This window comes from Exiguobacterium sp. s102, from assembly GCF_018618635.1.
Lineage (GTDB): Bacteria > Bacillota > Bacilli > Exiguobacteriales > Exiguobacteriaceae > Exiguobacterium_A > Exiguobacterium_A oxidotolerans.
Genome location: NZ_JACSML010000012.1, coordinates 1 through 13,543 on the forward strand (window position 1 = coordinate 1; position 13,543 = coordinate 13,543).

Here is a 13,543-nt window from a genome sequence, read left to right on the forward strand (position 1 = left end):
TTTTTTTAAGTTCAACAAGAGGGGAGTATATCCCCTTTTTACATAAGTATCGTAGGAATTATACTGTGGCGAACTTTCTACATTGAATTGAAACGACCAACTATACAGCTGAACGTTTCTCGTCGCAACACAGAACGCTATAAAATGAAGACTTCTTCTTAAATCATAACTTTTAAGTATAAATCACTAAAAACCCTTACCCTTGTACAATAAATTATATGGTCATTTTTATTTAACTTTAATGCAATGAATTAATGATAGCTGAAATAAAAAAAGACTAAGGAAACCACCCTTAGTCTTCATATGATTACTTATTGTTGTTCTCTTTAGCTTCTAAAGCATCTAGTGCTTTTTCAAGTACATCAGAAGTGAACGTCGATTTAAAACCTTTGCCATATCTCTTTGCAGCCCGGTCTAATCTTTTAGCTAATGATGGTTCTAAGAAAAGAGAAACACGAGTTTTAGCGTCTTTTTCTTTCTCTTTTTCTTTCTTAGTTTTGTACTTATCCATATCCAGTGCGATAGACGAAGCTGGAATTGCTGCTTCTTTTGTATCCTTCTGTTCTTTGTTTACTTCATCAAATTGACTTGGTACGTTTTTCATCTAAAATCTCCTCCATTAATTCGTAGTACACTTCTACAATATCCCGGTCACGGGCATTTAATTTATCTAATAGAACCGTTGGTTTGCTTTCTACTGCCACTGTTTCTGCAAACTTGATTGTCTGCTTAATTACTGTGTCGAACATTCTAATTCCTTTGTGCTGACAATAAGAACGTGTTTGCTGCAACAATTCCGTGTGTAATGCCGTTGTTCTTACAAGAGTAGCTAGTACCCCTACAATCTCTATTGGGTCTTTTCTACGTCCGTTAAACATATCAACCATATCAACGGCTTTCTTAAGACCCTTGATTGCATAAGGTTCTAACTGAAGTGGAATAATCACCTTGTCCGTTACATTCAGTACATTACCTACATTCAAAGAGTAGGCTGGAGGTGTATCAACTAGGATGTAATCGTAAGCTTCTCTGACGCCCTTTAAAGCATCTTTTAGTAGCATGAACGGACTTATTCCTTCGTCTTTGTAGGTAGTCCATATTTGATAATCTAAATCGTTAAGCCTGTTGTTTGCAGGTACTATATCCAGGTTAGACAAGATAGGTTGTTTCACTTCTGCTATCGTTTTCTCTCCCATATATACATCGAAAATGGTATGGGGTAATGCTTCAGAATCAATACCGAATGTATCCGACAAGTTGCCTTGGGGGTCTGTTTCTAACAATAGAACACGTTTGTCCGGGTATCGTTTTGCAATCGCACTTCCTAAATTAGCCACGATAGATGTTTTCAACACACCACCTTTTGAAATGGTAACGGTGATTATTTCTCCCACGAAAAGCCCTCCCTTACTCAATCAAATATGAATTCATTATACTTTCAACCACGAATAAAAACCACTGTAAATATTAAAGGTTACTGTATACGTGTAGTATAAAGTTTAAGTAAGTAGTTAATACTTGCAGTATTAACTGGAAGTTTTTTTGACACTTAGTTAATTTAGATATTAAGATAGATGTATATTAACTAAATAAGATACTTACAAAAAGGGGATTTTACATATGGAATATGGATACGTACGAGTTTCTGCAATTGACCAAAACTATGAAATCCAAATAGAAAAATTAGTTGCTTATGGAGTAAAAGAGGAGAATATTTTTCACGATAAAGCTTCCGGAAAAGATAAAGAAAGAAAGGGGCTTACTCTGCTTATGGAAACACTTCAAGAAGGTGATTCCTTGATTGTTTACAAACTAGACCGTTTAGCACGTTCAATGCGTCATCTAACGAATATGGCACATGAACTCCACGAACGAGGCATACGCCTGGTATTCATCAATGAACAAATAGACTTTTCGACAAGCGTGGGACGACTATTATTTAACATGATGGGTTCAATCGCAGAGTTTGAAAGGGACATCATTAGTGAACGTGTGATAGAAGGAAGAGTACGGGCAAAAGAACGGGGCGTCCGTTTCGGAAGAAGAAGAGTAGAAGACGACGAGACTAAACGATTGGCTTTAGAAAATGCCATTGAAGACTACAAAGAAGGAAAGAAACCTCTTAAGACGATTATTGCTAGTTCGGGTGTTTCACGTCCCACTTTTTACAAAAAGCTAAGACATTACAAAGTCATAGTTTGAAGCTTAATATTCAAGACTAAAGCACTCCTAGTTAGTAATCATATAACTAAGAGTGCTTTCTATTCAAAATTTAATTATCAAGGCAAAAAAAAGACGTAAAGAGAACTCCCCTCCTCACATCATCAATCATTTAGTCTTACTATTTATCCTTTTATAAGTTCATCTAATTCTGCAAGGAGTTCTTCTTGGGTTGTAGGTTCTTTGTAATTCGGGTGTTTCCAAGAAGAGTGATTAAATAGTTTCAACTCTTGCCCAACTCGTTTGAAAATCTCAATGTGAAGTTTGTTCCCCTTATATACTTCATCCATATCCAACATGTATAGCAAGTCATAATAAGCATCGCTTGGCATCATATATCCTCCTTTAAATAAAAATAAGAGACGCCTTTTCAGACGCCCTATTGTAGTCATTCTTTACTTGCTTTTAAGTTGTTTACATCAATAGCAACTTCTTGCGTTTTTTGTACTTCATTTTCCGTATATCCATTAATAAGTAAGTCTAAAGCAGTTAGCTTACGTTTCTGTTTCTGACCTTCAAAGTTAGTCACGTCGCCTTCTTCTTTAGCGTCGTGATTAGTTAACACACCTTCTTGCAATCGTTCTTTCTCTGTCTTATCGTACCCCATCGCAATCAACTGAACGGCACTCGGTCTACGTTCTACCATAATCATTTCTTGTTTCATTCTCTTAATCCCCCTTATTGTTTTCGATTTGAGTAGCACTCATTAACAAACACTTCGTATTCTTCAACTGACATATCGTTACGTGCTGCAAGCGTCGGAACAAGTACATCGCAGAATTTATCCCGGTATTCGTTCGGTTGTTCTTTAATCCAGGTAAATATGTTCTTGCTACCTTTCGAAGAGTTCAAGCGTTTAGACATAAATACTACATTGCCATAGGTGTCACCGAAGCCCGTGCCCCAACTTAGAGGGATGATGTGTTCCGTCGTAAGGCATTCTGTTTCACCGGACAAGATACATTTATTGCCCTGCTGCTTCTTTATCTTCTCCCGTACAATTTGTGTCATATCTGACGGTAATCCATTCATTTTAGCCCGACGTTTACCGTTATGAATTGAAATTGCTTGTCGAAACGCTACGTTATGACATGCTTTGCAGTTCGAACGCTTACCGTACGCTAATCCCTTATTACGTCCGAAGTCACTAGCCAATTTCAATTCTTTGCATTTGGTACAAATACGACTAGTCATTTCTCCAGCATCATCTAGAAATATGACCGTTTCCCAACCTCGTTTTGTTATCAACTTCCCCACCCTAATCACCTCTGTCGCTTAATTTTCCCCACTAAAAAGACGCCTGTTATTTAAATAACAAACGCCCTGCATCATAAGTTGTTTTCTTTTTTGAATTGAATCGCACGATAAGGCATCTTACCGTGGTAGGCTTCACGAAGTTCCTCCATTGTGAACATCCCCTGGTAGTCTGCATTCCAAAGTTGCGTTGTATTGAATGAGATACCTTTTTCCAATGCACCATGACGTTTCAACCCCAGGCTGTCTAAGACTTCACCATGTACACTGTATTGCTTCCGTGCTTTTAAATTAGCCTGATTGTATTCAATCAGTTTTTCAAAGTATTGTAGTTTTATTCTTTTCAAATCATCGTGCATTTTCTTTTCAAGTTGTTTGTAGTCAGATACTACTTTATCTGATTCTTTAACTACGTCTCCCTTATACTTCTCTAGTTCTTTAGACAAGATTCCATCTAAACTGGCTAATTGAAGTTCCAGGTGTTCCAACTCTGAAGTCACTTTGTTATACTCATTCTTTAGCTTTTTATCCGGTGGAACTTCTTCCATGATTTGACGTTGAAAGTCGTCCTCAATCGCACTTCGTAACATATCTTGTTCACGTAGCAGTAGCGTTCGCTTCTCAATCAATTCATTTTTCTTTTTTTCAATCTTGGCTTTAACCCCGTTCACCTTCTTAATAATATCCCCTTTAAGTAGTACCATGATTAGCCCACTTCCCCTTTAATTATTTAATCAATCGTAATTTTTTATCTTCTTCAACCATCCGACGCAATTCAGAAATATCCAACGGTGAAGTGCCTCCGGACGTACGCCGTTTCTCTTCTTCTTCACGAAGTTCTCTAGACGATTTAAGACGCCCTGTTGCTTCCAGATAGAGTTTCGCGTGAGGATGGCTGCCTTGCTTAGCTTTGAGGACAACCGTGTTCATAATTTCGTGATACGAATTCTCTAGCAACTTATCGTTAAGTTCTTTTTCGAACTCCTGCCACTGTGGTAATTGGCGACGTCGGTAAAAGGTTTTACGGTCGATGCCTAAGTCCTTACAAATAGAAGTAAGTGTTTCTCCCTTAAACTGTCGCTGGTGAATTTCTGTCATTTGTTCGATTTGATTTGTCGTTAACTGACCGTTACGCAATGTAATCATCTTCTTTCTGATTAATAAATGCTTGTAGAACAACAACTTCATCAGGTGTGTACTGAAGTTCATTCAACAAATATCGGGCTAATTTAAGTTGAGAAACACTAGTCACGTTTCTTGTTTCATTCTCCATTGCAGATAATGTAGAAATTGCTAATCCGGTATCTTTCACTACATCCTGCAAAGTCTTATCTTTAATAATTCGTAGCACTTTAATCGTCTTACCTCGCATAACCATTCTATTTTTAACTTCTAATACTTCATCGACATTATCCATTTCATTGCCCCCTGTTATTAATTAAATGCAAAACGGTATGAACCTAACTAAGGGGTGACTTTCTTAGATTCATACCGTTTTGCTAATCTCTTACTTCCCTACTCTATAAGCATGCTGACTGCCCCTTTTACAACCGATTGAATGAAGTTTTTTCTCGTTTAGCACAATAAAAAAAGCCCCTTTGAACCTATCAAGGAACAAAGAGACTAAAAAGGTGTGGTATAAGTTGCTATTAATCATTTTTATAGCTGTTTATTATTAACTTTTTTTTGAGTTTCTTCCTAAATTCAACTAAGCTTAATATACAAAAAATAATTGAACGGAGTAATAACTATGAGTGATTTCTCTAATATTTGGGACGTAGTTAAAAAAATTGATTTTATTGCTTTTTCTGCTTTAGCTTTAGCCGGTCGAACGTTTTATGTACAACAGTTCGGAGTCGAAGTAATTGTTTACCCTTATCAGGAGAAACATGGAGATTACGGCATAGCTATTGAAAATATCGGGAAAGGTACTGCTGTTGATTATACTTTTAAAGTATTAAATTACGATGAAAATGTAGAACCCGAAATAAAAAAATTTTTAGATACTTATAAGTTACTAAACGGTGAAGCACGAATAACTCTAGCTGGTGGTAAGATACATAAGATTAAAATTGGTAACCAAGACGATATAAAACGTTTAAAAAAATATTACCCTGATGAAAAAAGGTGGGACTTTCCAACTATCGAATTACAAATACTAAAAAGAAACCATTATAGAAGTTACAAAGTAATAAAAAGTGGTACAATTTGTGACTTAAAGGCTTTTGAAGGATACCCTTATACCGAAGACCCAATGGAACTTCTAAGAAAAGAAGTGAAGGAACAAGCAAAAATGAGTAGAACTCTACCAAATTATTATGGTAAATAAACGAATTGATTGTAAAAACAATATTTGTAGAAGTTAATGAACGAAGTGAGTTAACACGCCATAAGGCGTAATGTCTTTTAAAAAAAAGAATATAGATATTCATTAATTTCTTAACGACTTACGTCGTGGCTAACGCCCAATGACTAATAAAAATTATTTTATCTCTACGTCTCTAATACATTAGTCGGGCTGCGGTCATAAAATACAAGCAAAGACATTAAATTTTTTTCTCACCTATCTTCTAAACCATCTTCAGACATACTCCCCCAACGGGTTTGAGACTTATTACAATGTGGTAACAACTTGTTCAAGTTACTTGTATAAAAAACGACTATTTCGATAGACACACACTCGCTTGTGTCCCTTAATTTGTGACGCATACCAAAATATAGTTCTCTTACTATCTAGCTTTTTACCGTTTTTGTTTTCATAAATCAGCAGCTATGAGGGAAGTTCGTTTCGGTGATAAATGAGGGATTACGACGTCTTACGTACAATTCATTTACGCAAAAAGTAAGAACGGTACTTCAAGTGATAACAAGGTGAGGGGAAAGGGCAAGTGTTGGAAGGATTAGCGTATTCAATATGGCACGGAATCGCCATTAATAACGTATAACACCAACGAACTTAATCAATAGATTTATCAGATAGTCCTAGAACGCTTTAAAACGGCTTCTAAGGGCTTTTTCTATGTATTTCAACCCAAGGTATATAGTTCGACTAAAAGTGTTTTAAACGGCTTTTATGAAGCTTTGAACGATATTATTTATACTTGCACTATTTATATGTAGTTGAATATTAATATTCAACTTTGTATTACACAGTAACACTACACAAAAAATATTATATTTTTTAAATGCCCTTTATAGGCTTGTGAAGTGTTTTTAGTGTATTGGTATACCCTAAGCCTCCGGAGACGCTTAGAAACGAATCTGAATCGTCTGAAGGCTATTCTAGGGTCTACAAAACTATACGGTATTTTACTTATTTTCGCTTTCAAAGTGACCCGTGTAGCTTAGGGATAACTTTGTTTTTTCTAACTCTTTATCAGCATTAGCAGCATTTTCCTTAAAGTTAGGAATCTCCTGCATCATTTCAAAGTTCTTTTTAGCCATTGTATTTCGAATTTCTACTTTAGACAAAAGAACTTCCGTAGTTGGCACACCATAAATACTCATTTGTATCTCTAGATACATCTTCGCAGACTCTTTGTTTTCCACTACTAGCATTTGTGCTGCTTCTTCAATATTGTTCGATAATCCCAATTCGTTCATGTTCATTTGAAAACCTCTTTTCCAGTGATTGAGATACGTTTTGGATTGGTTCCGTCCAATCGTAATAAAGCACCCATAGTGTTCATGTAGTTAGATGTGTCATCACGAAGACTATCTTCATCAATTTAAGAAACAGTGATTCCTTGTTCTTTTGATGTTTCTAAGAAGCCCGGTTTATTAACTTCAGCAAGTACTTGTGCCAAAGTTAGTTGCTGTTCTTCAAATCTAGATAAGACACGATTCGTATAAAACATCTAATCACCCATTTCTAGTTTTTATGAACGTCTTGCAAAATCCCCTGTATACTCTAAAGCTAATTCGATTTTTCCTAAATCAGACTTATGGAATTCACGGGTTTTCGCTAATCCAACACTATTGATTCCATATGACTCTAAATCTTTTTGAAACGCTTCATGCTTTACATCTAATCTACGGTGTAACTCCAATAATTCTTTTGTATCGTTAGCGTTATCTAGAATCATATAGACCTCAAGGAAAGCTTCTGCTTTTTCTTCATCCGTAATCTCTAAATCATCTAAAAGGGAATTACCTTCTAACCTAACTGCCTTACCTACAATTTCATTGAAAGTAGCGTTATTCAGTGGCGTCATACTAACTTCTCCTTTTCAAATGTGATTACTATTCGGCGTTTACCATACTATCTCTAGAAGGTGATGACGTGCTTCCATTACTTTTTCTCGTAAGTCTTTAATAGCTTGAATTTCGAGAGTCATCTCTTTTGCATCATCAGTTGAAACGTTTGAATCTTTCAAAAGATGTTCCAAAGCACTTTGTCTATTAGCCATTGAAATTAATAGATTCTTCATATCTTTTTGTTTGTAGTATGAGAGGTAGAATTCCATGCGTGCTTCTGCTTTTTCTGTATTATCAACGTCTAGTTCATTTGCCATTCTCACGGCATCAAGTATGTTGGATGCAGTGCTTTTAATCTTTATATATTCTTGATTATCTAAAATGTTAGGTGTAGTCATTTTATGTCCTCCTTTCTCTAAGTATAGATTTATGTTCTGCTGCAAAAATCATCCTAATTATTTTTGAATTTTCTGAATCCCAAATATGTAGACATGCAATTTTCCATACTTGATATTCCTTCAAATTTAGGTTGAGGGGTTATGTATACACTGATTGTGAATTAATATCGTTAAATGTTCAGTCAGTGTTAATTGATTATTCTTCATGTCTGATTGAATTATGAACACACTTATTTTAATAAACCAGTCTTGACTTCGACTTTAATTAAACTAGTGTTCTTTTTTCTAAGTCCTCTTTTTCCTACTTCGCCCTGTTTGCCTTTTGTCTCCCTTAGCTTTCCTGTCTGCGTTCGTTAGTAGCTTCGTCGTTTCTTCAATCTTTTTGCGATTATCTTTACGTAATCACTTGACCTTAAGGGTTTTCAAAATCTGAAAATGGGTTGCGGTGTTGGAAACGGCGGGGCAGACTTTTCCCCTATATACCGACAAATGAAGCTATTTATGTATGTCGGCATATAGAGAGAAAAGTCGCTTGGAAACTCCTGAAAATTGGGAGACTTGGCTGGTATCCGTGTACGCCCCTCCTTGACTTCTAGCTTTCGCTAACGCTATCTTTCTACATGTTAAAAACGTCCCTAACATGCTGGTATCTGATAGCGTACCCTAGTCCCGTAGAACTAACGTCTTCCACCCGTGCCGTTAATGGTCGCACCCACCTGACAACGCACGGACGATAAGAAGGGGAATCGCCATAAAGAGTGTGCGTTCGCTATTTTTCTGCATCGGCATAGCTGACCTGTTCAATGTTTAGCGTGTGTTAGGCATTCCACGTCGAAAAGAACAACAAAAAAATCCTTCGAGTATCTCGAAAGGATTCACCTCCATGCCATTAAGTTAGGTTTTAAGAAAAAGTTCTTCGCTAAATAAAGCCTGTATAGACTTTATTGCCATATGAAAACGCTTAAGCATACAAATCCCTTGAAAAAGAATATAGTTACACTTATACTTGTCTCATACGGTTTTACGAAGGACTTCTTCCCAACCTGGCTTTGGACGGCGATGGTGGGGTGGAGTCCTTTTCTTCTGTATTTTTTTATGGGTGTTGCTGGGTTTTTCTTGTATATGTCTACTATTCTACTAAAGCATAGCAAAACTTACAATCAATTATTTTCTCAAACGTCTTCAGATTGCCGTGTAACGCTTTTGAGTGTTAGAACAAGTCTTTTATCACATTAAAGTTTACAGGACGTCAGAATAAGCGTGAGACACCTGTTTTATGATGCTATACATATGATTCAACAAGAACAATCGTATTCCTTTTTTATTCCCTTTAGATTTCTAAGGGGAATTTTTTTGTGTTTCATACGGCACGTTAAGTTAAATCACGTTCTCAACGCTGCACCTCTTGGAATCGTTCTTTCAATCCAATCAACAACAAATACAACTTTAACACTTTACTACTACAATATACAACAACCATATAATACTGCACGTATTAAGTACACTGTTTAACTTAATATTTTTTAAATAGATAATCTTATTTACTAACAGTTGTATTCTGTACTTCACATGTATAGTTTCAGCCAAAATTATTGATTAAAAGTAATCAATATTAAAACAAAATATATTGCCACAAATGGACGCTATTTTTAGAACAGGAATATATTTTTGGAAGGTAGTGAATTTGTAGAAGTGATTTATGTATATAGAAGAAACATGGTCAGTCTGACTGTAAGAAGGAAGTGTACGGAGTACTAAACAGTGCGATTGCTGCAATAAATTTAAAAAGATACGAACAAATCGACATACGTACCTGTAATTGTAGATAGGGACACCATATGGGGTTTCTGAAATACGTATTTGTGTTTGCCAGTGTGTAGGGTCAGGATACCCCGTCCCACCCATTGACGGGGTACTTACTCATTTCAAATTACACCATATTTCGGACAAGAATTTTGGTACATGCTAAAGCACTGATAATTGGTCGATGTACCACGTGTTCCAAAACCTAAGATATTTGGCACATTGATAATAGAATGAGTTTCCTATCAGTTTCTTCTATATAAGAGAACTGAAAAGATAATACGAATAGAAAGATAACACCAACGCTTCGTATACGTTGTACTTAGTGTTAGCTTACTAAAGATATTATCCTTCCGAATTGATTGCTAAGTAGTAGCAGACTGATGGCTGCTGCACTCTATTCAATACTCATAGGAAGCTAATGCCTTTGCAGTCATGTGTTGTACTCAATGCTGGTAGCCTACTAATCCCGTTGAAGCAGACCAATGCTGTGCGTTCAGAAGATAACTGTGCAGCACTCATTGTGGTTGATAAGATAACGGGATTGCTTAATGAATAGATGTAATAAGCAATTAGTTAATTAAAGTATACTTTTTTAACCGATGGATTTTGAAAAACACGATGGCTTAACATCAACGTTTATAGCGTGTGGGTTAACTGATTTAATTAACTAACCAATATTTTGTAGAATTCTTCAGTGAACTGTTAAGTTAACCAGGGCAGTTTAATGCCACAACACTATGCCTAATAACGGGTGTGTTCCGGAACTAAAAGAACTGGTGTACGTATGTTTATTAGAGATAATGACACAAAGAGGACTGTGTGAACTGGTGCATGCACGGGGCGTTTTATGGACATTGAGTATATGTCATAGTACTTTATTTTAAAACGGTGTTTATCTCGATATTTCGCTACGAATACCGTTCATTCAGATTGTTAAAACATCAAAGGAATACAGGGGGACACTTAATGAATGGTTATGATGGCTTAAACTTGATTTTCAAAATAGCAATACCGGCATTTTTCATCCTAATATTTCTTAAAGTTCTCATCTATAAGAAAGTGACAAAGAAGCCTACTTTCTTTATAAATTTCATAATAAACCTTCTTCTTTATGCTGTTGAAATATTAATGGTTTTTGTGGTGCTAAGACAAATTTTGATGTTTTATGGAACAACTTTAAGTGGTAGTGGTGAAAGCCTTCCAAAGCAATTTATTGATTTTTTCACTGCTTATCAAATACTTATATTTGTACTCATAAAGCTTTATGATTCTTTAGCACAAGATAATTACGTTTCGTTGATTTATGAACTAGAACTAGTTCAATCTAGGATAGACGAAAATGAAATGATTGATGAATCTTTTATGGAAACAATTAAATATAGTAAGAACGGTAATTACCTTCCTAGTAATGTGAAATATATGTTTAACAAGTTATACGATTTTTTAAATCAATACAATTCTTTGTTAGTAAAAATAGAAAAGGACTTAAAACAAGTAAAGAATCTAAAAAACAAGTTATTAAACAACACAAATTCAGAAAATAGAGTATCTCTTCAAGTATCTTTAAATCAATTAAAGTTTGAGTTAGATTCAAATAATAAAGAAATGAAAAGAATCAAATTTGTTATTCGTGATTTAAAGATTGATGCCATTCGTGAAAAAGAAAAAAGAGACTTCCACTGGAATGTATCCATACTATTACGCTTGTTCAGATAACTATATAGAAAAAAGGGCGGTGTAAATTTGTTAGAAATATACTACACACTTCTAGTGGTAATCATGCTTTTTGTAATTAATCTTCTTTTATTGGCAATAAAAGATTCAACAAAATTTTCATTTAAAACCCGATTCAAAATTAACTTTTCATATAAATTAATTATTTATTTAGTAGAGATTTTATTTATGTTTTCGCTTTTTCAACTAATAATTATGGAAACGCCTATTAAAGATTTATTTTCCTACGATGAAAGAAGTTTTTTAAAACGATTCATCGACTTTTTCACCGTCTACCAAATTTTCATTTTTATTGTTTTAAATCTATATGATTCATTAGATAAAGAAGTGTACTTATCTTTACTTCATCAAATTGAACACATTCAGCCATATTTGGATGAAAACAAAAGTATAAGTTCCGTGATGAATGAAGTGAAGAGTTCTTCCTCTCACGATAGATATTCAAAATATGATGACATTAGCCTTTCTGATAATGAGTACTATATCGAGTTTCTAAAATTGTTAAAAGAGTATGACGATAGCATAAAACAAGAATCTGAAATTACCAACGATATAAAATTCAAAATCACTCTTTTTAAAGCCACCATTCTTGAAAAAAAAGAACGAAATGATAGTCTATGGAATCTATCTTTATATTTACGACTTACTCTAAAGTTTCTTAACAAAAAAAGTCCCCAATAACCAGTGACGGTTAATAGGGGCTTTTCTTTATGCACTATTAATTACTGCTTCGTCCATTTACCCGTTTCATCTAGTCCAGTTTGTGCTTTACCTTTGTTGGTATAGGCAATCTTGAACACCCCCTAGTTAACATCCTCTGCATTGAAGATATGTACAAACATGGAACCCACTTCACCTTTTTGCTTCCCTTTATGTTCGGTAGCAACTTGCTTAACAAGTGCCTTAACTTGTTTATCATCCTTAACGTCTGCTTTATCATAACGTTACTGCGTGACCTTGTAGTCTAAGTTCTTTGCAGTAGAATCGTCATCACTAAAGATTGTAGTCGCTACTAACACTCCTACAAGAATCCATAAACCAATTGCTATTATACGCACTATTGGCTTTACTGGTTTCTTCTGTTTCTTACCACTTCCCATAACAAAACCCCCTTTATCGCAACTTACAACGGTTAATAGTGTCGTTACTATTCATTAAAACTAGAAAGAATCTTCGTTAACGCAGCCAATACCTTGTCGGTAAGAGAGGGGGCAACGAAGATGTATTCATCCCAGAAAATTATGTCGATTAACGCTTTCTATACCTTAGAAGTGTAATGGGTAGATAGGCATTCTTCATCAAAAGACAACTAAAGGCATTTGTGGTGTTTCAGTGAAATCAAAATAAACAGGAACGCGGTCCGAACGGCAAATGCTGAACGTTTATTAACATGTAAGGAGGTATTACGCAGAAGCTTGGAATGAAAAAACAGGGGCAAGAATGCCAATCTAAAACGTTACTAAGGCGATAAGGATATTACAACCGAGATTGGTTCTGTGGAAAATTCGTAGAACTATGTCACGCAATGCTAGAACACTCTAAATGCTTAACGAAGAGTGCTGTGCATAGCATATACAAACTAAAGAAAGAGGTGATTCTCTAATGAGAAAACATGAAAAGAATAATTGTATTAAAAAGAACGAACGTAAAAACTTGGTGGAGAAATATAATACTTTGGAGGGTGATATGAATATGAATAAAAAGAAGAACATGAACAAATTGGTAGCAAATGAAGAGAAGGGTTCGAAGACAGACCTATTGAAAATTTGGGATTTTGTCGGTAAAGGAATAGACCGATTGAAAACTCTTTATATGCTATATGAGTTATTCAAATTCTTGAGTCGATTTTTTTAAGTTCAACAAGAGGGGAGTATATCCCCTTTTTACATAAGTATCGTAGGAATTATACTGTGGCGAACTTTCTACATTGAATT

Annotated in this window: 16 protein-coding genes; 4 read left to right on the plus strand and 12 right to left on the minus strand. The window is 35.2% G+C overall.

Features of this window, described 5'->3' with window-relative positions; translation table 11 throughout:
- Positions 1 to 307: 307 nt before the first annotated feature.
- Together KNQ02_RS15255 and KNQ02_RS15260 are read right to left on the minus strand one after the other, a co-directional pair.
- Entirely contained in the window at positions 308 to 604 is a 297-nt protein-coding gene (locus tag KNQ02_RS15255; protein ID WP_214809056.1) for a hypothetical protein, read from the minus strand.
- On the minus strand, positions 579 to 1,394 hold the full coding sequence (locus KNQ02_RS15260; protein WP_214809059.1) for a ParA family protein: 816 nt from the start codon (positions 1,392 to 1,394) through the stop codon (positions 579 to 581). The genes KNQ02_RS15255 and KNQ02_RS15260 overlap by 26 nt, the downstream gene beginning before the upstream one ends.
- Positions 1,395 to 1,620: 226 nt before the next feature.
- Between KNQ02_RS15260 and KNQ02_RS15265 the strand changes: the two genes are divergently transcribed.
- Entirely contained in the window at positions 1,621 to 2,202 is a 582-nt protein-coding gene (locus KNQ02_RS15265) for a recombinase family protein (protein ID WP_214809062.1), read from the plus strand.
- A gap of 143 nt (positions 2,203 to 2,345) precedes the next feature.
- On the opposite strand, the gene KNQ02_RS15270 is transcribed toward KNQ02_RS15265, so the two are convergent.
- The 6 genes from KNQ02_RS15270 to KNQ02_RS15295 all read right to left on the minus strand — a co-directional run bounded on the left by KNQ02_RS15270 (position 2,346) and on the right by KNQ02_RS15295 (position 4,891).
- Positions 2,346 to 2,552: a hypothetical protein gene (locus KNQ02_RS15270; protein ID WP_214809064.1), complete on the minus strand. Its 207-nt coding sequence runs from the start codon at positions 2,550 to 2,552 to the stop codon at positions 2,346 to 2,348.
- A gap of 56 nt (positions 2,553 to 2,608) precedes the next feature.
- Positions 2,609 to 2,884, minus strand: a complete 276-nt coding sequence (locus KNQ02_RS15275; protein ID WP_214809066.1) for a hypothetical protein — start codon at positions 2,882 to 2,884, stop codon at positions 2,609 to 2,611.
- Between the two features lie 14 nt (positions 2,885 to 2,898).
- Positions 2,899 to 3,468, minus strand: a complete 570-nt coding sequence (locus KNQ02_RS15280; RefSeq protein WP_214809069.1) for a hypothetical protein — start codon at positions 3,466 to 3,468, stop codon at positions 2,899 to 2,901.
- 80 nt (positions 3,469 to 3,548) lie between these two features.
- Positions 3,549 to 4,178: a hypothetical protein gene (locus KNQ02_RS15285; RefSeq protein WP_214809072.1), complete on the minus strand. Its 630-nt coding sequence runs from the start codon at positions 4,176 to 4,178 to the stop codon at positions 3,549 to 3,551.
- 22 nt (positions 4,179 to 4,200) lie between these two features.
- On the minus strand, positions 4,201 to 4,611 hold the full coding sequence (locus KNQ02_RS15290) for a phBC6A51 family helix-turn-helix protein (RefSeq protein ID WP_214809074.1): 411 nt from the start codon (positions 4,609 to 4,611) through the stop codon (positions 4,201 to 4,203).
- A complete protein-coding gene (locus KNQ02_RS15295; protein WP_214809077.1) occupies positions 4,604 to 4,891 on the minus strand; it encodes a helix-turn-helix domain-containing protein in 288 nt (95 codons plus the stop codon). The genes KNQ02_RS15290 and KNQ02_RS15295 overlap by 8 nt, the downstream gene beginning before the upstream one ends.
- A gap of 333 nt (positions 4,892 to 5,224) precedes the next feature.
- Between KNQ02_RS15295 and KNQ02_RS15300 the strand changes: the two genes are divergently transcribed.
- Entirely contained in the window at positions 5,225 to 5,803 is a 579-nt protein-coding gene (locus KNQ02_RS15300) for a hypothetical protein (RefSeq protein ID WP_214809080.1), read from the plus strand.
- Between the two features lie 980 nt (positions 5,804 to 6,783).
- Here KNQ02_RS15300 and KNQ02_RS15305 read toward each other — a convergent pair.
- The 3 genes from KNQ02_RS15305 to KNQ02_RS15315 all read right to left on the minus strand — a co-directional run bounded on the left by KNQ02_RS15305 (position 6,784) and on the right by KNQ02_RS15315 (position 8,069).
- Complete coding sequence (locus KNQ02_RS15305; RefSeq protein WP_214809083.1) at positions 6,784 to 7,083, minus strand: hypothetical protein; 300 nt, start codon at positions 7,081 to 7,083, stop codon at positions 6,784 to 6,786.
- A gap of 269 nt (positions 7,084 to 7,352) precedes the next feature.
- Entirely contained in the window at positions 7,353 to 7,688 is a 336-nt protein-coding gene (locus KNQ02_RS15310) for a hypothetical protein (protein ID WP_214809088.1), read from the minus strand.
- A gap of 39 nt (positions 7,689 to 7,727) precedes the next feature.
- The gene (locus tag KNQ02_RS15315) at positions 7,728 to 8,069 is read right to left on the minus strand and encodes a hypothetical protein (protein WP_214809090.1); all 342 of its coding nucleotides are present in this window, start codon (positions 8,067 to 8,069) and stop codon (positions 7,728 to 7,730) included.
- 2,772 nt (positions 8,070 to 10,841) lie between these two features.
- Between KNQ02_RS15315 and KNQ02_RS15320 the strand changes: the two genes are divergently transcribed.
- Together KNQ02_RS15320 and KNQ02_RS15325 are read left to right on the plus strand one after the other, a co-directional pair.
- The gene (locus tag KNQ02_RS15320; RefSeq protein WP_214809093.1) at positions 10,842 to 11,591 is read left to right on the plus strand and encodes a hypothetical protein; all 750 of its coding nucleotides are present in this window, start codon (positions 10,842 to 10,844) and stop codon (positions 11,589 to 11,591) included.
- Between the two features lie 27 nt (positions 11,592 to 11,618).
- On the plus strand, positions 11,619 to 12,290 hold the full coding sequence (locus KNQ02_RS15325; protein ID WP_214809095.1) for a hypothetical protein: 672 nt from the start codon (positions 11,619 to 11,621) through the stop codon (positions 12,288 to 12,290).
- Between the two features lie 263 nt (positions 12,291 to 12,553).
- On the opposite strand, the gene KNQ02_RS15330 is transcribed toward KNQ02_RS15325, so the two are convergent.
- Positions 12,554 to 12,709: a hypothetical protein gene (locus KNQ02_RS15330; protein WP_214809097.1), complete on the minus strand. Its 156-nt coding sequence runs from the start codon at positions 12,707 to 12,709 to the stop codon at positions 12,554 to 12,556.
- Positions 12,710 to 13,543 lie beyond the last annotated feature (834 nt).